General features: G+C 69.7%; 12 protein-coding genes. 1 reads left to right on the top strand and 11 read right to left on the bottom strand.

The genetic code is table 11. The annotated features are described in order from the left end of the window. Genes AC1PME_RS02490 through AC1PME_RS02475 form a run of 4 tightly spaced genes read right to left on the bottom strand, consistent with a single transcriptional unit; the run spans position 1 to position 8514 of the window. Positions 1–2700 (bottom strand): glycoside hydrolase family 3 protein, encoded by a 2700-nt coding sequence (locus tag AC1PME_RS02490; protein ID WP_481097194.1) that lies wholly within the window; start codon positions 2698–2700, stop codon positions 1–3. Next, on the bottom strand, positions 2697–4391 hold the full coding sequence (locus AC1PME_RS02485; protein WP_481097193.1) for a glycoside hydrolase family 43 protein: 1695 nt from the start codon (positions 4389–4391) through the stop codon (positions 2697–2699). Before AC1PME_RS02485 ends, AC1PME_RS02490 begins: the two co-directional genes overlap by 4 nt. Further along, positions 4391–6373 (bottom strand): sialate O-acetylesterase, encoded by a 1983-nt coding sequence (locus AC1PME_RS02480; RefSeq protein ID WP_481097192.1) that lies wholly within the window; start codon positions 6371–6373, stop codon positions 4391–4393. Before AC1PME_RS02480 ends, AC1PME_RS02485 begins: the two co-directional genes overlap by 1 nt. Next, a complete protein-coding gene (locus AC1PME_RS02475; RefSeq protein ID WP_481097191.1) occupies positions 6370–8514 on the bottom strand; it encodes an alpha-glucuronidase family glycosyl hydrolase in 2145 nt (714 codons plus the stop codon). The genes AC1PME_RS02480 and AC1PME_RS02475 overlap by 4 nt, the downstream gene beginning before the upstream one ends. Before the next feature lie 111 nt (positions 8515–8625). Between AC1PME_RS02475 and AC1PME_RS02470 the strand changes: the two genes are divergently transcribed. Further along, positions 8626–9684 (top strand): LacI family DNA-binding transcriptional regulator, encoded by a 1059-nt coding sequence (locus AC1PME_RS02470; protein ID WP_307548176.1) that lies wholly within the window; start codon positions 8626–8628, stop codon positions 9682–9684. A gap of 14 nt (positions 9685–9698) precedes the next feature. Here the strand turns inward: AC1PME_RS02470 and AC1PME_RS02465 are convergent, their stop codons facing one another. The 7 genes from AC1PME_RS02465 to AC1PME_RS02435 form a co-directional block, all read right to left on the bottom strand. Beyond that, positions 9699–12251: a glycoside hydrolase family 3 protein gene (locus AC1PME_RS02465; protein WP_481097190.1), complete on the bottom strand. Its 2553-nt coding sequence runs from the start codon at positions 12249–12251 to the stop codon at positions 9699–9701. Between the two features lie 23 nt (positions 12252–12274). Beyond that, a complete protein-coding gene (gene xylA, locus AC1PME_RS02460) occupies positions 12275–13609 on the bottom strand; it encodes a xylose isomerase (protein ID WP_481097189.1) in 1335 nt (444 codons plus the stop codon). 43 nt (positions 13610–13652) lie between these two features. Further along, on the bottom strand, positions 13653–15146 hold the full coding sequence (gene xylB / locus AC1PME_RS02455) for a xylulokinase (RefSeq protein ID WP_481097188.1): 1494 nt from the start codon (positions 15144–15146) through the stop codon (positions 13653–13655). A gap of 63 nt (positions 15147–15209) precedes the next feature. Next, positions 15210–16739, bottom strand: coding sequence for a tryptophan halogenase family protein (locus AC1PME_RS02450; protein WP_481097187.1), 1530 nt, complete (start codon positions 16737–16739; stop codon positions 15210–15212). Positions 16740–16752: 13 nt separating this feature from the next. Then, positions 16753–17754: a cupin-like domain-containing protein gene (locus AC1PME_RS02445; protein ID WP_481097186.1), complete on the bottom strand. Its 1002-nt coding sequence runs from the start codon at positions 17752–17754 to the stop codon at positions 16753–16755. 20 nt (positions 17755–17774) lie between these two features. After that, complete coding sequence (locus AC1PME_RS02440; protein ID WP_481097185.1) at positions 17775–18533, bottom strand: SapC family protein; 759 nt, start codon at positions 18531–18533, stop codon at positions 17775–17777. Between the two features lie 93 nt (positions 18534–18626). Then, entirely contained in the window at positions 18627–21758 is a 3132-nt protein-coding gene (locus AC1PME_RS02435; protein ID WP_481097184.1) for a TonB-dependent receptor, read from the bottom strand. Between the last annotated feature and the right edge of the window lie 342 nt (positions 21759–22100).

Genomic DNA, 22100 nt, shown 5'->3' with positions numbered 1-22100 from the left:
TCACTCACGGGCCGCCTCCACGGTGAAGCGGGCGCGCACGCGGGCATCGGCGCTGGAGCCGCCGATGCGCACTTCGTAGTCCCCCGCCGGCACGACATAGGTGTCGCGCGCGTCGTCGTACTGACGCAGCGCCTGTTGCGCGTCCAGCTCGAAGCTCACGGTCCGCCGCTCGCCAGGGGCCAGGCGAACGCGCTGGAACCCACGCAGCGCCTGCTGCGCATCGCCAGGCGCGGCCGCCAGCCGCCGCACGTACAGCTGCGCGACTTCGTCGCCGGCGCGCTTGCCGGTGTTGGCCACCTCCACCTGCAGCTTGAGGCGTCCGTCGTCGGCGATGCGCGGCGCATCCAGGCGCAGCTTGCCGTAGTCGAAGCGGGTATACGACAGCCCGTGGCCGAACGGGTACAGCGGCGTGCCGCGGAAGTAGCGGTAGGTGCGGCCTTGCATCGCGTAGTCGTCGAACGCGGGCAGCGCCTGGTCCGCCTTGTAGAACGTCACCGGCAGGCGTCCCGCGGGATTGACCTCGCCGAACAGCGCCTGGCCCACCGCGGTGCCGCCGCGCTGCCCTGGATACCAGCTCATCAGGATCGCCGACAGATGCGCCTGGGCCCAGTCCACCGCCAGCGCCGAGCCGCCGGTCAGCACCATCACCACCGGCTTGCCGGTGGCGTGCAGCGCTTCCAGCAGGGCACGCTGCGGCGCGGGCAGGCGCAGGTCGGTGCGGTCGCCGCCGGCGAAGCCCGGGTAGTCGACCTTCATCTCTTCGCCCTCGACATCGCCGGTCAGGCCGCCGACGAACACCACCACGTCCGCGTTGCGCGCGGCATCCAGCGCCTCCTCGAACGGCGGCTTCGCGCCGGGCATGCGCCAGCCCAGGCGCACGCCGGCGTCGCGCTCGGCGTCGTAGTACTCCAGCTTCACCGCATAGGCGCGGCCGGCCTGCAGGTCCAGGTCCACGCCGTCGGCGCGCATGCGGTCGCTGTCGGTCCAGTGATCCAGCACCAGCTTGCCGTCGACATAGAGGCGGAAGCCATCATCGGCGGCCGCCTCGATCCGGTAGCGACCCGAGACCGGCGGCAGCAGCTGGCCGCTCCAGCGGATGCTGAAGTGATCGTTGGGAATGCCCTGCCCCGGCCCCGCTTCGCCACGGGCCAGCAGGTTGTCGGTCGGCGAGCCGCGGTCCCAGCGGAAGCCGACCTGCGCGTCGGTGCGCACCAGCGCCGGCGTCCCCGACAGATCCGGCGTGCGGAAGTACTCGCCGCGCAGGCCGCGTTCCGGGGAGTCGGCCGAAGGCCGCAGATACGCCGCCTCGATCAGCGGCGTGGCGCCGGGATCCTCGCGCCCTTCGACCAGATCCACGCCGCGCGCATAGCGCACCTCGATGCCCTTGGCTGCGTCGCGGATGCCCTGCAGGATCGTCACCGGTGCCGCCGGCGTGCCGAAGTAGTTGCCGAGCAGGGCCATGGTGTCGTCGGCGGTCGGGCCGACCACGGCGATGCGCTTGAGGTCGCGCGACAGCGGCAGCACGCCATCGTTCTTCAGCAGCACCAGCGATTCCTGTGCGGCCTGCAAGGCCAGCGCATCGTGCGCGGGCGCCTGGTTCACCGAGGCGGGGATCCGCGCCCAGCGCACGCGCTCGGGCGGATCGAACATGCCCAGGCGCATCCGCGCGGTGAACAGGCGTGTCACCGCGTCGTCGATCTCCGCTTCGTCGATCAGGCCCTGGCGCACTGCCGCCGGCAGCGTGGCGTACTCCTGGCCGCACTCCAGTTCGGTGCCGTTCCTGACCGCCAGCGCGGCGGCGGCCTCGCGGCTGGGCACCAGGTGGTGGTGCTTCCAGATGTCGACGATGGCCCAGCAGTCCGACACCACATACCCCTTGAAGCCCCAGTCGCGGCGCAGCACATCGCGCAACAGGAACCGGCTGGCGCTGGCGGACTCGCCATACACCCGGTTGTAGGCGCCCATCACCGCATCCACCTTGCCCTCCTTCACCAGCGCCTCAAACGCCGGCAGGTAGGTGTCGTAGAGGTCGCGCTTGCTCGGGCGCGCATCGAAGTGGTGGCGGTCGGCTTCCGGGCCGCTGTGCACGGCGAAGTGTTTGGCGGTAGCGTCGAGCTTGCGGTACACCGGATCGTCGCCCTGCAATCCCTGCACGAAGGCCACGCCCATGCGCGCGGTGAGGTAGGGATCCTCGCCGTAGGTTTCCTGGCCGCGCCCCCAGCGCGGGTCGCGGAAGATGTTGATGTTCGGCGACCAGAAGGTCAGCCCCTGGTAGCGGCCATGCGCGCCCTCGCGGAGGAACTGGTGGTGCTTGGCGCGCGCCTCGTCGCTGATGGTGGTGGCCACCTGCCCCATCAACGGCACGTCGAAGGTGGCGGCCAACCCGATGGCCTGCGGAAACACCGTGGCCTGCCCGGCCCGCGCCACGCCGTGCAGCGCTTCGTTCCACCAGTCGTAGGCCGGCACCCCCAGGCGTTCGATCGCCGGCGCGGCGTTCTGCATCTGCGCCGCTTTTTCCTCCAGCGTCATCTGCGCGACCAGCGCCGCCGCCCGGTCCTCGAAGCTGGCCGAGGTGTCTTGCCACGGCTTGGTATCCGCGGCATGGCCGACGCCGGCCAGCGTGGTGGCGGCGCACAGCGCCAGCGTGCGGAACAGGCGGCCGCGAACGCCGCTGCGAAAGGAAGATCTGCGCGTCATCATTGTTTGCTCCTCGAGGCACGCTCGTCGCGCGCGAAAGGACCCAGCAGGGCGCCCACGAAGCCGCCTGCCCGATCCGTACTCAACACGGTCCCGTCGACGTCGTCGGCGAGGGTCTGCCAGCCCTGCCCCGCGCCGGTGTCGAACGCGAAGGCATACGTCCCTTCGTCACCCGATATCTTCAGGCGCAGCGCGCTGGACACGTCCAGTTCGCGGCTGGCCAGCGTTTTGGTCGCGCCCTTGCCCTCCCTCGCTTCGAGGAAGACCACCACGCGATCGCGGCCCACACGGCGCACGCCAAGGAAGTACCACCAGGTCTCGTTCTGGAACGCCGCAAGCCCTGCCGCCACGCCCGCCGCCGGGCGCGTCAGTGCGGTGCTGGCCTCGAACCGCAGGTGCTGCTGGCGGCGCCCCAGGAACGCGGGGTTGCGTAGGGTGTCCAGGTTTTCCGGCAGCGGATGCACGGCCAAGTACCCCGGCCGCGCGCGCAGGTCCGCCCAGTCCTGCTTGGGCACGCGCACGCGGAACCAGCCGCGGCCGAGCGTCGACGCGTCGAACTCGTCGCGCTCGACGAAGTTGCCGGTGGACGGGGCCTGCGACACCTCGCCCCGCATCCACGACGGCGCCTTGACCGCATACGGGATGGCCTGCCCGGCCGGCAGGATCACCGGCCAGCCGTCGCGCCACTGCACCGGCAGCAGGTAGGTCTCGCGCCCGGTGTTGTAGTGGCGCACGTCGTAGGTGCGGCTGGCCAGGAACACCGCCCACCAGGAACCGTCCGGCCCTTCGACCATGTCTGCGTGACCGGCATTGGCGATCGGCAGCGGCCGGTCGTCGGGCAGGTCGCGCTGGGTGAGGATCGGATTGCCCGCGTACGGCAGGTAAGGCCCCCACACGTCGCGGCTGCGCAGCACCACCTGCGAATGCTGCGGCCCGGTCCCGCCTTCGGCATCGGAGAGGTAGTACCAGCCATCGCGGCGATACAGATGCGGCCCCTCGATCCAGATCGGATTCTTCGCCGGCTCCACGCCGCCGTCGATCAGGACCTTGCGCGGCCCCACCGGCGTGAAACTGGTCAGGTCGAGCTGCTGCATCCAGATCGCGCGATGGCCTGGGTAGCGCGCCGGGCCGGGCGGCTCATCGTTGTTGAGCAGGTAGACGCGGCCGTCTTCATCGAAGAACAGCGACGGATCGATGCCACCGATGCCCGGCAGCCAGTGCGGGTCCGACCAGGGGCCGGCGGGATCGCGCGCGGTGGCGATGAAGTTGCCGCCGCTGTCCACGGCGGTGGTGACCACGTAGAACACGCCGTCGTAGTGTGAGATGGCCGGCGCGAAGATGCCGCGCGATACGCCCAGGCCATCGAAGTCCAGTTGCGTCGGGCGGTCGATCACGTTGCCGATCTGTTTCCAGTGCACCAGGTCCACGCTCTCGAACACCGGGATGCCGGGGAAGTAGGTGAAGCTGGAATTGACCAAGTAGAACCGCCCGTTCGCGCCGACGATGCTCGGGTCCGCGTGGAAGCCGGCCAGGATCGGGTTGCGGTAGTGCCCGGCCGGCAACGGCGCCTCGAAGGCCGCATCGCGCCCGGCGTATTCGAACCAGTCGAAGTGGACCGGCGGTGCCGGCGCGGCCCGCAGCGGCTGCAGCGCGGCGGACAGCAACAGGAGGGCAGTGGCGAGCAGCGAACGCATCAGGGCACCTCTGCAGCGGGGAGGGAGAGTTCGAACGGCCCCGCCGGCGCGCCGGAACCGTCGCGCAACGTGCAGACCGGGCCGTCGGCCCAGCAGTAGCGGACGCGGGCGGCGGTTGCGGCCTGCGGGCTGTGCAGGAGCACGTCGCGCCCGTCCAGCGCGGCATCGGCATAACGACACTGCTGCGCCTGCGCGTCGCAGAGTTCGAAGCCGATGGGGCCGTTCGCACCGGTCGTGACCAGCGTCCCGACGACGTCGTCGAACGCGATCCGCACCGCGCCCGGCGTGCGCGATGCCGTGCGTGGCGTCGGGCCGGACGGCGCCAGTGCGCGTTCGCCGTAGACCACATGGCGCGCCGCCTGGGCCAGGCGCCGCCCCAGTTCCTGCTTGTTCGGCGGATGGATGTCGTAGGCGTCGCCGATGTCGATGGCCACCGCGAGTCCGCTGTGCGGGTCGTCCGCCGCCACGCGCCGCTGCGCCTCGCGTACCTGCGCCCAGCCGCTCTCCACCGGCGCCTGCGGCGGACGACCGTAGCCGGCCAGCTGCACCACCAGTAGCGGCGTCGCCGCGCCGAAGCGGCGGCGCCAGTCGTCGCGCAAGCCACGCAGCCGCGTCGCGTAGGCGGCGCCGTCGCCGGTGTTGGATTCGCCCTGGTACCACAGCATTCCCCGCAGCCCGTACGCCCCGAGCGGCGCGATCATGCCGTTGTACAGCGTCGCCATGCCCGAGGCGGCGTGCCACGGCGCCAGCGGCGGCGACTGTGGATCGGGCGCGACCCGGTACTGCCAAGGCGAATCCAGGGCGATCCGCGTGCCATCGTCCAACTGCACGGCCTGGGCGCTCGCGGGGCCTGCCAGTCCACCCTCGCCGTAGGTATCCAGCACGTTGACCACCACCGTGTTGAGCCCTGCCTTCAACAGGCCGGGTGGAAGCGCATACCGGCGCGGATCGCTCGGCGCGTTCTGGCTGCCCACGGCCACGCCGTTGACCCAGGTCATGTCCGTCTCGTCGACCGGCCCCAACACCAGCCGTGCGCCCTGCGCCGCCTGCGCGGCGGTCAGGCGGACCTGCGTGCGGTACCAGACCATGCCGTTGTAGTCGGCGAGCGCGGGCACGCCCCAGCGCTCCCATGCGCCGAGCGCGGCCGGTGCGTCCTGCCACCCCTTGCCGTCGGCGCCGGGCTGCCACGGCGTCTCGCCCGGCTCGGCACCGGCGCGCGTGGTCCACCACTGCTGCCAGTGCCGGCCCCAGCGCGCGCTCGCCGCGACGGGATCGGTGGCAGACTGCGCCAGCACGTCGAGCGCAGCGTCCATGCCGCCCTGCGCGCGCAGGGCCTCGGCGCTGGTCCAGGCCTCGATCCGCGATCCGCCCCAGGCCGCCTGGATCAGCCCCATCGGCACCTTGACCGTCTTCTGCAGTTCGCGGGCGAAGTAGAAGCAGGCGGCGGAAAACTCCCGTACCGTCTCGGGCGATGCAGGTCGCCACGCGACGGCAGCCGGAAACGCGTCCTGCGGCGTGACCGCCGCGGCCTTGGGGACGGTGAACAGGCGGATGCTCGGCTGGGTGGCCGCGGCCAGTTCGCGGCCCGCATCCAGCGCGCGCCACACCGGCAGTTCCATGTTCGATTGCCCGGAACACAGCCAGACATCGCCCATCAGCACATCGCGCACGACCTGGCGCTCCTGTCCCGCCCGGACCGTCATGGCGTAGGGGCCGCCAGCGGCGATGGGCTTGAGCGTGGCACGCCAATGGCCGCCGGCATCGGCACGTGCGCCGACGGACTGCCGCGCGAATGTCACCGTCACCGTGGCACCCGGCGCGGCGCGGCCCCACACCGAAATCGGCCGGTCGCGCTGCAGCACGGCGTGGTCCTGGAACAGCGGATGCAACAGCGGCGGCGCCGCTTGCTGCGCCATGCAGGGCGCGGCGCAGCAGCCCAGGGCCGCTGCCAGCAGCCGGCCTCTCCACGTTGTCGGCTTCATCGTCCATCTCCGGGTGCGGAGGGAAACTGCAGGGCCTGGTACCAGGCCAGCGGGTGCGGCGGCGCGGCTTCGCCCGCGGGCAACGGCCGCCCGCTCACCGACTGGAAATACGCCACGCTGGCATCGCGCCACCACTGCGCTTCGCGCAACTGGATGCGCAGGAAGGCCGCCACCTGCGCATGCCGCTCGGCATCCACCTTGCCGCGCAGGCCGTCCCAGGTCGCCTGCATGGCCCGCACCTGGCGCACGCCCAGCGCATAGCGCCCGACCAGTTCGTCCCACAGCGGTCGCCCGGAGGCCATGCGGTGCTCCCACGGCACGTGGTGGAACCACAACAGCAACGGCTCGGGCACCCGCGCCAGGTCGCCGTACACGGCCGCCACCGCGGGCGCGTACTGGCCCACCGCATTGCTGCCGCGGGCGGTGCGGTCGAAGCCGATGCCATCGCGATCGGCACGGTGGTAGTACACCGAGGTCCAGTCCGCACGCGGGCCGCCGTCCACCCAGGGGCCGGGGCCGTAGTGGTGGCCGCGCGCCATCAGGTGGTGCAGGCCCAGCGGGGTCATGTAGTTCACCGCGGCCTCGCGCGAGCCCATCATCATCGCGACGATGGGCTGCACCACCTCCGGCGCCGGCGAGAACGTCATCGCCGCCCATTCCGCCGCGATGCCACGGGCGGATTGATGCGGATTCCAGGCCAGACGGCCGAAGGCGTACCAGTTGGCCTGGTCGAAGTGCGAACCGCTCCAGGTGCGGTCGTTGCCGATATTGGCGACGCCGGCGATGCCGGTCAGGGCATGGCCCTCCAATGAACCCTCCACCACGTCCGCCACCGTGGAGCCCGCGCCGCGGGCGTGGGTGTCGGACTGCAGGACTTCCTCGTACAGCGGCCCCAGGTACACCAGGTGCGTGGCGAAGCCGAGATATTCCTTGGTGATCTGGAATTCCAGCATCAGCGGCGTGCGCGGCATCGCGCCGAACAGCGGATGGAAGGGCTCGCGCGGCTGGAAGTCGATGGGGCCGTTCTTGACCTGCACGATCACGTTCGGGCGGAACGCGCCGTCGAGGCCGACGAACTCGGTGTACGCCTGCGTGGCGCGGTCCGCCGGCACCTCGTGGGCATAGACGAACGCCCGCCACATCACCACGCCGCCGTGCGGGGCCAGCGCATCGGCCAGCAGGTTGGCGCCGTCGGCATGCGAGCGGCCATAGTCCTGCGGGCCGGGCTGGCCTTCCGAATTGGCCTTGACCAGAAAACCGCCGAAATCCGGAATGCGCGCATAGATCTCGTCGGCCTTGTCGCGCCACCAGCGCTGCACGGCCGGATCGCGCGGATCGGCGGTCTTCAACCCACCCAGTTCGATGGGCGCGCTGAAGCGTGCGCTCAGGTACACGCGGATGCCGTAGGGCCGGAACACGTCGGCCAGCGCCGCCGCCTTTTCCAGATAATCCGGCGCCAGGCTCTGCGCGTTGGCGTTGACGTTGTTCAGCACGGTGCCGTTGATGCCCAGCGAGGCATTGGCGCGCGCGTAGTCGGTGTAGCGCGGGTCGCGCCACTCCGGCAGGCTCTGCCAGTCCCACAGCGAGCGGCCCGCATAGCCACGCTCGACATGGCCGTCCAGGTCGTCCCAATGGTCGAGCACGCGCAGCCGGATCCGCGGCGACTCCTGCACCTCGAGCGTGTCCAGCGACGCGCCGGTCTGCAGCAGTCGCAGCAGATGGAACACGCCGTACAGCACGCCGATGTCCCGGCGTGCGGCCACCAGCAACACCGCGCGCCCATCGAGGCGGACGCGCTTGAGCAGGTAACCCTCCTCGCCCAGCGCCGCGATCTGCGCGCGGAACGGCGCAAGCGAAGGCGACGACTGCGGCGTGCCCAGCACCACCGCGTGGTCGCCGCTCGCCACCGCCGGCGTCGCCGGCGCGCGGCCCAGCAGGCCGCTCAGGCCACGCACCAGTTCGTCGCGCGCGACACGCTGCGTCGGCGTCCGCGCCGGCGCCACCACCTCGTCCAGGCGCATGCGGCCGTCCATCGCGCGCACGGCGCTTTGGGAGGGGACGTAGCGCATCCACAGCGCGGCGCCATCCTCGGCGTGCGCGCTGCCCGCGCAGGCCATCAAGGCCATCGCAGCACCCAGCATCCAGTGACACCGAATGACATCCGAACGATGCAAAAGCACCGCCAGCAAACCTTGTAAGCTGACGGCGTGCCCGCGGCGCGGCAGCGTCAAGCAGAACAAAGGGAACGCGTTTTGGAGAAGCCGAAGAAAGCGGTGCGCCGCAAGACCAGCGGGGTGACGATCGACGAGGTGGCGGCCCTGGCCGGGGTCTCGCCGATGACCGTCTCGCGCGCGATCAACCACGGCAAGGTGCGCGATGCCACCCGCGAGCGCGTGATGCGCGCGGTGCGCGAGCTGGGCTACACGCCCAACCTGGCCGCCAGTTCGCTGGCCGCCGCGCAGCACACGCGCATCGCCCTGATCTACACCAATCCCAGCGGTGCCTACCTGCGCGAGCTGCTGGTCGGCCTGCTGCGCGTCGCCTCCAACGCTGCCATCCAGTTGGTCATCCACTATTGGGAGGACCTGGACGCCGACGCCGAGCGCAAGGCCGCGCGCGCCCTGGGCGGACGCGTGGATGGCGTCATCCTGCCGCCGCCGTTGTGCGAATCGCAGGCGGCGGTGACCGAGCTGGTCAAGGCCGGCATCCCGGTGGTCGCGATCGCCTCCGGCCGCCTCAGCGACGCGATCTCCTGCGTGCGCATCGACGACTTCCACGCCGGCAAGGAGATGGCCGACCACCTGATCCGGCACGGCCACCGGCGCATCGGCTTCATCCGCGGCCGTCAGGACCTCAGCGCCAGCGCGCGGCGCTACGAAGGCTTCGTCACCGCCCTGCAGGAGGCCGGGCTGAAGGTCGAACCCGGCCTGGTCCAGCAAGGGGACTACACCTACCGCTCGGGCCTGGCCGCCGCCGAGAAGCTGCTGTCGCAGCGGCGGCCGCCGACCGCGATCTTCGCCAGCAACGACGACATGGGCGCGGCGGCGATCTCGGTCGCGCACCGGCGCGGCCTGGAGGTGCCCCGCGACCTGTCGGTAGTGGGCTTCGACGACACCTCGGCCGCCACGACCGTCTGGCCGGAGCTCACCACCATCCATCAACCGATCGCCTCGATGGCCGATGCCGCCATCGACATCCTGCTGCGCAGCATCCGCCACAGGCGCGACGACGCGCGCGTGTCCAGCGACCACGTGGTCCCGCACCGGCTGGTGACGCGCGGTTCGGTCGCCAGCCCGCCCAAGGGGCGCTAGCGCAGGACGCCGGCTCACGCGCTCGGGCATGCGACGGTGGTCTCCGCTTCGTTCAGCGCGCCGAGCGCGACCCGCGACACCGAGAGCGTCATCGTGCCCGCGGTCGCCAACGCCCAGGGGCGATCCAGCTTGCTCAGGTCCGCGCCGGCCGCCGCCAGGCACTTGAGCGGCACGCCGACGCGCCTCCACTGGCCCACCGGCAGCGCCGCCAGCGTCGGCCCGATCGCCACCCGCGCCGCGCAGCCGCTGCCGCAGCCGACCGCCAGCCAGGCCTCGCCCTGCGCGGCGACGTCGACCCGCAGCGTGGTCACCAGCATCAGGTCGCCGTTGCTCTCGCGCTGCAGGTCCAGCGGCGTATGCGACTGCAGCGCGACCACCGCCTCGCGCCCGCCCGACCAGGCGAGACGGCGGCCATCCTCCTGCGCCAGGTGGTCCACGCCGGTGACCTTCAGCAGTGCGCCATCGAGCGATTCCGGCACCCGGGTGACGGTCACGCCCTGCCCATTGGCCCCTTCCAGGCGCAGCGCCAGGCCCGGGCCGGCCGCACCGCGGACGAAGAACACCCCGGCCGCGCCTTCGTTGCCGGTGAGGCCGGAGACTTCGGGCAACTTGGGCAGATCGCCGTTGTCGGCATAGCGCAAGCCGTAGCCGAAGGCGAACAGCGGGTCGTAGTGCGTCTGCCCCACGTTGTTGGCGTATTGCGTGGCCGTGCGCGGCCAACTGAAGCTCAGCGTGCCCTTGAAGTCGTGCTGCACGCCGCCCTGCGGGTTGCGCAGCAGCACATCGGCCACGCCCGCGCCTTCCGACCCGGGCAGCCATGCCGCCACGAAGGCATCGGCGGCATTGAGTTCCCGGTTGACCCACAGCGGGCGTCCGCTGAGGAACACCGCGACCACGGGGATGCCGTCGGCCTTGAGCCGCTTGATCAACGCCAGGTCGGTGTCGTCGCCCGGCTTGTAGGCCAGGGTCGGCCGATCGCCCTGGAACTCCGCGTAGGGATTCTCGCCGAACACCACCACGGCCACGTCCGGCTTCGTCGTGTACTTGCCGTCGACCGCCAGCACGGCCTCGCCGCCGGCGGCCTTGGCCTGCTGCGCGAAGCCCTCGTAGATGGTGTCCGCGTTCGGGAAGTCCTTGCGGGTGGTGCCGGTGCCCTGCCAGTTCAGCGTCCAGCCGCCGGCTTGCTTGCCGACGTCGTTGGCGCCGTCGCCGGCCACCAGGATGCGCTGCTTCGGCGACAGCGGCAGCACGCCGCCCTGGTTCTTCAGCAGCACCAGCGACTCACGCACCGCCTGCCGCGCCACTGCGCGATGCGCCGGCGCACCGATCAGCGCGAACTGCCCGCCGACCGCGCGCGCCGATGGCTTACCCGCTTCGAACAGGCCCAGCCGCATCTTGACCCGCAAGATGCGGCGCACCGCATCGTCCAGGCGCTGTTGCGAAATGGTGCCGTTCTTCACCGCCGCCAGCGTGGTGGTGTAGAAGCCTTTCCAGCTGTCCGAGGCCATGGCCATGTCCAGGCCGGCGTTGATGGTGGCGGGGCAGTCGGTGGGCGTGCAGCCCTTGACCTGTCCGTGGCCGTTCCAGTCGCCCACCACGAAGCCGCCGAAGTGCATGCGCCCTTTCAGCGCATCGGTCAGATAGCCCTTGTGGCCATGCATCTTTTCGCCGTTGACGCTGTTGAACGAGGCCATCGCGGTCTGCGCGCCCGCGGCGATGGCCGGGGGATAGCCGGCGGCATGGATGCGCACCAGCTCGGCTTCGCCGATTTTGGTGTCGCCCTGGTCCCTGCCGTCGGTGGTGCCGCCATCGCCCAGGAAGTGCTTGACCGAGGCGATCACATGGCGGCCATCGAGGAACGCCGGCGTGCCCACCTTGCCCTGCAGTCCCTCGACCATCGCGCCGGCATAGCTGGCCACCACCTCGGGCGACTCCGAGTAGCCCTCGTAGGTACGCCCCCAGCGATCGTCCTGCGGCACCGCCACGGTCGGCGCGAAGGTCCACTCCATGCCGGTCGCGCGGGTCTCCAGCGCGGTGATTTCGCCGATGCGGCGCAGCAGCGCCGGGTTGCGGGTCGCGCCCAGGCCGATGTTGTGCGGGAACAGGGTCGCGCCGACGATGTTGCTCTGCCCGTGCACGGCGTCGATGCCGAACAGCACCGGAATCGCCTTGCCGCCATGCGCGGTGTCCATCGACGCCGCATAGAACGCATCGGCCAGCGCCAGCCATTCGGCGGGCGTGGCATCGTAGCGGCCGCCGGGATCGGAGTTGCCGCCGGCCAGGATCGACCCCAGCCGATACGTGCGCAGATCCTCCGGGGTGAGGCTGCCGATATCGCCCTGCACCAGCTGGCCGACTTTTTCTTCCACCGTCATGGTGGCGATCAGGTCGCTGAGACGCTGTTCCAGCACCGGATCCTCCGGCAGCGGCCAGGTCACGTTGGGCCAGGGGCTGGCCTCCGCCGGGGCAGGCGTCGCGGCCTGCACAGCGCCCTTGCAGGCGATGAGCGCGAGCAGCAGCGCGGCCAGCACAGCGCCGCTGTTGCGGGTGGAAGGGTGGTCGGTCACGGCGCTCCTCCTTGCCGCCGCGCTCAGCGCAGCAGGTACTGGTTGATCAGGTTCTCGTAGCGCTCCTGCCGGCCGCTGATCTGCCGCGGCTCGCCCCCCTTCGCCCCAAGCGCCGCCAGCTCGGCGAGACCGAGCACGCCGCGCGCGAATTCCTTGCCGGCACCGCTGTCGAAGCTGGCATAGCGCTCCTGGCGCCATTGTTCCCAAGGCGAGTCGTTGAGCAGCGCATGGGCCACTTCCAGCCCGCGGGCGAAGGCATCCATGCCGCCGATGTGGGCGATGAACAGATCCTCCAGGTCGGTGGACTCGCGGCGCACCTTGGCGTCGAAGTTCAGCCCGCCCTCCAGCCCGCCCTGGCGCAGCACCACCAGCATGGCGCCGACGGTGTCGTACAGATCGGTGGGGAACTGATCGGTATCCCAGCCGTTCTGCGCGTTGCCGCGGTTGGCGTCGATGCTGCCGAGCAGGCCGTGATCGGCGGCGACCTGCAGATCGTGCTCGAAGGTGTGGCCGGAGAGCGTGGCGTGGTTGGCCTCGATGTTGAGCTTGAAGTCCTTGTCCAGGCCGTGCTCTTTGAGGAAACCCACCACCGTCGCGCTGTCGAAGTCGTACTGGTGCTTCATCGGCTCCATCGGCTTGGGCTCGATCAGGAAGTTCCCTTTCAGGCCGATGCTGCGGCCGTAGTCGCGCGCCATCGTGAGGAAGCGCGCGAAGTGCTCGAGTTCGCGCTTCATCTGTGTGTTCACCAGCGAGGCGTAGCCTTCGCGGCCGCCCCAGAACACGTAGTGTTCGCCGCCCAGTTCCACCGTCGCCTCCAGCGCCGCCTTCACCTGTACCGCAGCGCGCGCCACCACCGCGAAATCGGGATTGGTCGCGGCACCGTTCATGTAGCGCGGATGCGAGAACAGATTCGCCGTGCCCCACAGCAGTTTGATCCCGGTCGCGTGCTGGCGCGCCTTGGCCAGGCCGACCATGTGCTTGAGGTTCTTCTCGTACTGCCCGGCATCGTCGGCGTCCGGCGCCAGGTCGATGTCGTGGAAGCACCAGTACGGCACGCCGAGCTTGGTGAAGAACTCGAACGCCGCATCCACCTTCGCCTCGGCGCTGGCCATCGGTGCGCCGACCTCCCAGGGGAAGTGGCGCGTGCCCGGGCCGAACGGATCCTGCCCGGCGTTGCAGAAGGTGTGCCAGTAGCAGACCGCAAAGCGCAGATGTTCCTGCAGGGTCTTGCCGCCGACGACCTTGTTGGCGTCGTAGACCTTGAAGGCGAGCGGATTGTCCGAGCCGCGGCCTTCGAAGGGGATGCGGCCGATGCCGGGGAAGTATTCCTTGGAGCCGATGAAGGGTTGGGTGTGCATGGTGCGTGGTCCTGTCGTGATGGGAGGGGAGCGAAGCGGAGGATCAGCCGCGCAACAGCGGCGTCATGGCGTCGAGATGACGCAGGAAACGCGCATAGGCCGCGGCGTAGGCCTGGGTGCGCGCCGGATCCGGGCGCGCGGACAGTCGCGGATCCAGCGCCACGTGCCGTTGCGCGATGTCGGCGATCGAGGCGGCATTGCCGCGTGCCCGGCCCAGCGCCCACAGCGCCTGCAGGGCCGCACCGAACGCCGCGCCCTCCGCCTGTTTCGGCACGTCCACCGGCAGGCCGAACACATCGGCCACCAGTTGCCGCCACGCGCCGCTGTTGCTGCCGCCGCCGGTCAGCACGATGCGCTCGAAGCGCATGCCGGCGCGCACGAACGCGTCGAAGCCGTACTTCAGGCTGTAGGTCGCCCCTTCCATCGCCGCGCGATAGAGGTGGGCCGGGGTCATGTTGCTCGTGTCCAGGCCCGCCAGCATGCCCTTGCCCAGCGGCAGGTCGGGCGTGCGCTCGCCGTTGAGGAACGGCAGCATCACCAGTCCGTCGGCACCGGGCGCGGTGGCGTGCAGATGCGTATCGCCGTCGCGGGTGCTGAAGCCGAAGGCGGCGGCGACCTGTTCGGTCGCCACGGTGCAATTCATCGTGCAGATCAGCGGCAACCAGCCGCCGGTGGACGAGCAGAACGCGGCCCACGCGCCGTCCGGGTCGACCACCGGCGTGTCGGAATAGGCGAACAAGGTGCCCGAGGTACCGAGGCTCATCGCCAGGCGACCGGGGACGACGCAGCCGGTGCCGATCGCCGCCATCATGTTGTCGCCGCCGCCGACGGCGACCTTCAGCGTCGCCGGCACGCCGAGCAGGCTGGCGGCGGCCGGGGCGATGTCGAACACCGCATCGGGCGCGGCGAAGCGCGGCAGGCACTCCGCCAGGTCGCGCTGCGGATCGGTGGCGCGCAGCAGCTCGGTCGACCAGGTGCGGGTGCGCACGTCCAGCCAGCCCGTGCCCGACGCGTCGCCGTATTCGCAGAAGCGCTGGCCGGTCAGCACGAAGTTGAGGTAGTCGTGCGGCAGCAGGATCGTGGCGAGCCGCGCATAGGCGTCGGGCCGGTGCGTCTTGGTCCACGGCAGCTTGGAGGCGGTGTAGCCGGCCAGGATCGGATTGCCCGCCAGTGCGATGGTGCGTGCCGCGCCACCGACCGCGTCCATGATCTGCGTGCACTCGGCCGAGGTGCTGGTGTCGCACCACAGCTTGGCCGGGGCCAGCACCTCGCCCGCCGCATCGACCGGAACGAAGCCGTGCTGCTGGCCCGAGACCGCCAGCGCGCCGAGGCGCGATCGCAGCGAAGGATCGATCGCCTGGAAGCAGGCCTGCATGGCCGCGACCCAGTCGGCCGGGTTTTGTTCACGGCTGCCATCGGCGGCGGAATGCAGATCCAGCGGCGCACTGCTGCTGGCCACGACGCTGCGCCCGACCGGGTCGTAGACCACGACCTTCAGGCTCTGCGTCCCCGCATCGATTCCGGCCACCAGTTCCATGTCGTCCACTTCGTACCCGCCTCAAGTTAGCGCTATCATTTTTGGGTGACGGCATGCATGCCACTACGCCAGGGAAACGCTCCGCTGCCACAGGTCCGGCGCCGCCTTGCAATAGCGTGCGATGAACTCGGCCTGCGACGGCATCGCCGCGCTGGCCTGCTGCAGCGGCTGCCGGATCCGCGTCAACAGCGTGCGCAAGTCGGCGTCGTCGATGGCCGCTGCCAGCGGATGCGGCGGTCCCGGCTGGACGCCCTGCCCCACGAACACGCTGGTCCAGGAGTCCACGCGGAACAACTCGCCGGGGTCCTGCCAGGCATGCGCCCGCTCGCGCCAGGCGCGTAGCCGCAGCGCCAGCGACTCGGGCAGCGCCATCGCGCGACATGCCTTCCACATCGGCTCGTCGCGCTGGGTGGCGTGGTAGTGCAGGATGATGAAGTCGCGCACGTGCTCCATCTCCTGGCGGCTGACCGTGTTGTACAGCTCCACCAGCGCCGGGCTGATGGCGTCGGATGGGAACAGCTGGATCAGGCGCACCACGGCGCTGATGGTCAGGTGGATGCTGGTCGATTCCAGCGGCTCGATGAAGCCGCTGGCCAGGCCCAGGGCCACCACGTTCTTGTTCCACGCCTGCAACCTGCGCCCGCTGCGGAACGGCACCAGCCACGGATCCCGCAACGGCGGGCCGTCGACGTCGCGCAGCAGCTTGGCGTGCGCCTCGTCGTCGGACATGTGGCGGCTGGAGAACACCAGCCCGCAGCCGACCCGGTGCTGCAGCGGGATATGCCAGCGCCACCCGGCCGCGTGCGCGATGGCGCGGGTATACGGCACCGGCGGCGCGACCGCCTCGGTCTGCACCGCGACGGCGCGGTCGCCGGGCAACCATTCGTGCCAGTCCTCGTAGCCGGTATGCAGCGTCTGCTCGGTCAGCAGGCCGCGGAAGCCGGTGCAGTCGATGAACAGGTCGCCCTCGATGACCTGCCCGTCGTGCAGCAGCAGCGACGCGACGGACCCGTCGTGCGCATGCTGCCGCACCTCGCGGATCTGTCCTTCGACCCGGCGCAGGCCGTACCCTTCGGCCTTCTTGCGCAGGAACTTCGCATAGAGCGCTGCATCGAAGTGGTAGGCGTAATTGACCTGCGGCTGGGTCTCCAGCGAGAACCTGTCCCCGCGCGAGGCGACGCTTTCCAGGCAGAAATCGCCCAGGTCCGACGGCATGCCGCGGCGCAGGCTGTCCAGCCAGAAATGATGGAACGGCGTGGCCCAGGTGCCCTGCCCGATCGTGCCGAACGGATGGATGAAACGATCGCCGGGGCGACGCCAGTTTTCGAAGGAAATGGAGAGCTTGAACGTGCCGGCCACGGCGCGCAGGAACTCCTGCTCGTCGATCTGCAGAAAGCGGTGGAAGGTGCGGATCGGCGGCACGGTCGATTCGCCGACGCCCACGGTGCCGATCTGCTCGGACTCCACCAAGGTGATGTCCAGGCGATCGCGGAACTGGTGGGCCAGCGCGCAGCCGGCCAGCCAGCCTGCGGTGCCGCCGCCGGCGATGACGACCTTGCGGATGCGTCCGTCTGGTGTGGTGGCGAGGGTCAAGGCGATGCTCCCATCAGCGGTTGAGCCGCGCCAGCAATTGCGCGCGCGTGCGGCGCGCCCGTGCCTCGTCGAACGGCGCCAATTCGCCCCGGGCCGCCTCGGGCAGGTGTTGGCCCGCGCGTTCGCCTGGACCGAACACGTAGTAGTCGAAGAGCGTCGCCCAGGCCTGCTTCTCGCGCGCCGGCAGATCGCGCAGCGCCCACATCGCGTGCTGCAGTGCCGGCAGCGGCGACGGCAGGAAGGCCGGCGCACTGCGCCACCAGTAGTTCACCAGCACGTTGAACGGCGCCAGGCTGCGCACGTGGTGCCACCACATGCTGGGGATGAAGAGAGCATCGCCGGGCTCCAGCTCGGCATGCCGTGCGCTGGCAAGTGCATCGCGGAAACGCGGATGACGCGCGAAGTCGGGGCGGTCGATGTCCACCACGCTGACCACCTGCCCACCCGGCGTGGGTTCCAGCGGCCCCGGATACAGGTTGTCGATCTGCTCCGGCGGAAACAGGGTGACGTGGCGCCGGCCCACCGCACAGCAGGCGAGGTTGTCCGGGGTATCGAAATGGCAGGACGCCGTCACCCGGTTGCCGATCCAGATGCTCGGCGGCGCGTCGATCCCCAACGCCGCCAGGCCGGCGTCGTTGGCCTGCGCGAAGCCGGGCAGCGCCCGCTCGGTCCGCAGCGACGCGACATAGTAGGTGGGCGGCCGCGGATCCTCGAAGGTGTCGGCGATCGCGTCCAGCACCTGGCTCAGCGTTGCGCGCCGGACCTCGAAGTTCAACTCGGTGAAATCGGCGTTGTAGAACGGACGCCCTTCGATCTCGGGCCCGCCGAAGGAATACGGCACCGGCGTGCCGGCATCGAAGCCGCGCAGGTAGGCCAACGCCTCCTGGGTGGAGCGCACCCCGGCCTGGACCAGTCCCCAGTCGCGCGCGATGCCACGCAGCACCACCGGCTCCCCGGCCGCCACCAGCGCCTGCAGCGGCAGCGCCGTGGGCTGCACGCCCTCGAGGATCCGCATGGCCCCGCCGTCCGGCATGGTCAGTTCCTGCCCGCCGCGACCGCGGCATCCTGCAGGCGCAGGCGGCGCTGCTTCTCGGCGATCAGGCGCCGCATGTTGTGCAGCGAGGCCAGCATCAGGTACGCCCCTTCCAGATACCCGGCGCGGTTGAGCTCGGCCAGCGCGGCGCCGTCCAGCTGCGCCAGCCGTTCGCGGTCGATCGCGTGCAGGCCCTCGACGCCGACCCGGTGCTGCGCATCGAGTTGCACGTCCAGCGCCACCGGCTGGATCAGCCCGCGCGCATCGAGCGCGGCGAACATATACGCGCCGAAGGCATGGCCCTCATGAAGGCCGCGCAGCACACCGGCGATGTGGTCGAGATAGGCCGTATTGCCCCCTTGCGGCAGGAACACCGGCTCGCCTTGCATCGCGGTCACCCGCGGATGCTCCATGTCCACGTGCAGGACCGCCTCCCGGGTCGGCACGCCGTCGACCCACTGCTCCTGGAATCCGATCAGGAACGGCCCCTTGGCCGCCGCCCCCGGCAGATACGAGGCCGTCCAGCGCCGCTCCTGCAGGAACAGGTTCTCGTGCTGCTCGAAGCCCAGCAGCGCCACCGACTGCCACGCCCCCGTCGCCGGGTCCTTGCGCAGGAAGATCGGATACTCCCGCTGCAGCTCGGCGAACTCGCTCGGATAGGCCGGCACCATGCACACCGCGTCGCCGTACTCGGGCCCGAAGTCAGTGGCCACGCGCAGGTCGCGGTGCGCGATGTTGTTGAGCAGTTCGTAACGCGGCATCGTGTTGCGCACTCCCGGTGGGCGCCTTGCACAGGCACCGCCGCGACAACGGCGGCACCCGTGGCGACATGCGAAGAAGAACTCCCCGCTCCTTCAGAACCTGTAACGCACACCCAGCATGTAACGCGGACTCTGGTCGGCCAGCTTCACGATCATCTGCGAGGTGCGCGAGCGCCAGCGCACGTCCTCGCCGGTCAGGTTGATCGCCTCCAGCCCGAACGACCAGTTGTCGTTCAACGTGTAGTTCACGCTGAGATCCCACTGTTCGTACGGTTCCACATAGTACGGATTGCGGCTGGTGCCCTGGTTGGCCAGGATCAGGTACTGGTCGCGCCAGTTCCAGGCCAGGCGTACCGACCAACCGTACTTCTCGTACATCAGCACCGCATTGGCGGTATCGCTCAGGCCGGTCAGCGCGAACTGGTCCACGCCCGGATCGCCGCCGTTGTCGTAGCCCACGTCACCCTTGACGATGGTGTAGTTGGCCAGGACGCCGAACCCGGTGTCGCCGAAGAAGTACTGCCCGCCGAGTTCCCAGCCGTGCAGTTTGGCCTGGTTCTGGTTGATCGGACGGTTGACGTTGAACTCGTACAGCGGGTCGTCGGCCTCGCCGTACAGATCGTAGGCCGCTTCGGTCGCCAGCACCTGCGCGCCGCTGCCGTTGTAGGCGGCCAGGCCGGCCGGGTTGTTGCGCAGCAGGGCCAGCGCGGTGAACAGCGAGGTATCGTTGGCCGAGCAGGCCGCCGCATTGGCCGGGCCGACCTGGGCCAGGCAGGCGCCGCTGGTGAGGAATGCCAGCGCCGTCCTCGCGTCCGGACCGGAGGTCGGATCGCGCAGGCCGTACAGATTCTCCTGCACCACGGTGTTGCCGATGAAGTTGTTGACCGACTTGTTCCAGTACGTCACCGACAGGTAGCTCGCGTCGGCGAAGTACCACTCCAGCGCCAGGTCGAGGTTGTCGGACTCCAGCGGCTTCAGCGCGGGATTCTGCGCGGTGCCGCTGGCCCGCGAGGACGGATCGATCAGCACCGATCCGAACGGCTGCTGTGCGCCGGGACCGGCATAGAGGTTGCCGATCGGCGCGCGCGCGATGCTCTTGCCGAACGAGACGCGGCCCTTCAGCGTGTCGGTGAGATCGATGCTGAAATCGAGGTTGGGCAGGATGTAGCTGTAGGTGGTCTTTTCGCTGAAGGGCTGCTGCTCGTTGGACAGCACCACGCGGAAGTCGTTGTTGGACTGCCATTCGATCGCTTCGGGCGTGGCGATGACCGAGGTCGACACCACGTCGGTGGTTTCGTAGCGCACGCCCAGCCGGGTATTGGTGCGCCTACCGGCCAACTCGCCATCCAGCTCGACCTGGAAATAGGCCGAGCGGGTTTTCTCTTCCACGAAGTTGTCGGCGGCACGCTGCGGACTCACGCCCAGGCCGACGCCGTACTGGCCAGCCGCCCATTCCGCGAGCCGGCCCGCATCGCCGCGCCATGCCGGCCAACTCGTGCCGCCGTAGTCGTCGAACAGGCCGATGATGTTGACCGGCTGCATCAGGTTCATCAGGCCGCCGGCGGTGTCCCGGTCGACATTGGCCACGCCCCAGTCGCCCAGGGTGGAATACGCCTCGGCGGCCTGGATGCGATGGGTGGTCGACTTGCTGCTGTCCACGCCGAACTGGAAGCGGCCCTGGTCGAAGCTCCACTCGCCGTCGACGCGGGCCTGCTTGATCTGGCTGATCTGGCTCTGCGAGTTGACGCGCAGCACCTGCGTGCCGATCTCGCCAGGCACGAAGCCCGGGTTGACCACGCCGTTGGTGTTGGCCGCGGCATCTGCGTCGCTCGGATACCAGACCTGGGTGCCGATCGGCAGGCCGTTGTTGAAGTTCAGCTCCTGCACCCAGGACCCGCCGCAGTGCGGACCGGTGGTGCAGTTGTTGGTGCCGGCGATGCTCATGAAGAGGGAGCCGCCGCCGGTCAGCGGATCGTTCGGCCGGCTCTCGTTTTTCGAGTCGTGCGCGTCGAAGCTGAGCTTGAGCCGGTCGGTCACGTTCCAGACCGCATTCAGGCCGAGCGAGCCCAGCTTGTACTTCTGCATGCTGCGCTGCTGCTCGAGGCCGAAATCCTTGGTGCCGGCGATCTCGCGGATGTACAGCGGCGTGGCTACCGCGCCGCTGGTATCGAAGGTCACGTCGGTGTAGTTGCTGTTCTGCAACCACATGCCCTGCTCGCCACGATTCTCGGTGATCTCGTTGGTCGAATAGGTGTAGTCCAGGGTCAGCGTCAGGCTGTCGGTGGGCGCGAACTGCAGTACCGCCTGGCCGTTGACGCGCTCGCGTTCGAACTCGGAGAACGCATAGCGCAGGTCGTTCGGGCGGGCGTACAGCGCACCGACCTGCGGCGCATTGACCACGGTCGGATTGCCGGGCATCGAGCCGGTCCAGGGCTGCACGTTCCAGTAGTTCTCGGTGGCCTGCACCGAGCCGCCCTTGCGCTTCTGGTAGCTCGCGCTCACGCCGACGCCGAAGGTCTTGTCCGGGTTGCTGTAGCTGAAGATGCCGGACAGCTCCGGCGTCAACGCGTTGTCGAACGGCTGGCTGCGGTCGGAGACGGCTTTGGCGCCGGCACTGGCGACGATGCCCTGATGGTCGAACGGGCGCGAGGTCAGGATGTTGATGGTGGCGCCGATGCCGCCACTGGGCACGTTGGCCTGGCTGGTCTTGTAGACCTCGATGCCGTTGATCGCTTCGGCGGCAAGCTGGGCGAAGTTGAAGGCGCGAGTGCCGCCGTCGACACCGCCGATGGCGACCTGCCCGGCCGCGCCGAACGCATCGGCGCCGGGCATCTGCCGCCCGTTGAGCGTGACCATGTTGAACTGCGGGCCGAAGCCGCGCGCGGTGACCTGCGCGCCTTCGCCATCGCGCCGCTCGATGGAGATGCCGGTGATGCGTTGCAGGGATTCGGCCAGGTTGGTGTCGGGGAACTTGCCGATGTCCTCGGCACTGATGGCATCCACCACGCCGGCGGAATCGCGCTTGATGTCCATCGCCTGGCTGAGGCTGTTGCGCAGGCCGGTGACCTGCACGGTGTCCAGCTGCGTCGGGCTGCTCTCGGCCTGCTGCGGGGCGGGCGGCGCCGGCGTCGGCGCGTCCTGGGCGAATGCGGGATTGATGACCAGGACGCCGCCGACGAACGTGAACATGGCCCTGGACGTGAACTTCGCCAGCGTGCGGCTCATGAACGAGCCCCCAGGTCTGGCCTACGACGAAACATAGAAGCGTTCATGACTCTCCCCTCTGACATGCGATCGATGGATGTACCGCCCCTCCCCCAAGAGGCACGCACGGGCCAAGCCCGTCTTCCACGCCGAACATCGCAGAGCGCGCTGCGCTCGCTGCGACTCAAACTCCGTTTCAGGATTGCCAGACGACGCGGGTAAAGGCCCCCTAGGCCTGACTGCCGCTGATTGATAGCGCTACCATCACGTCGAGGCGCAGACTACGCACCCGAGCCGGCGCTTGTCATCATGCGGCGCAACAAGGACTCCGTTTTTTGAAGAGCACCACCAAAACGACGCGTC

The sequence above is a fragment of the Xanthomonas sp. NCPPB 901 genome, assembly GCF_056725085.1.
The sequence above is the reverse complement of the archived record's forward strand: the minus strand, read 5'-3'. Positions and strand labels throughout refer to the sequence as shown.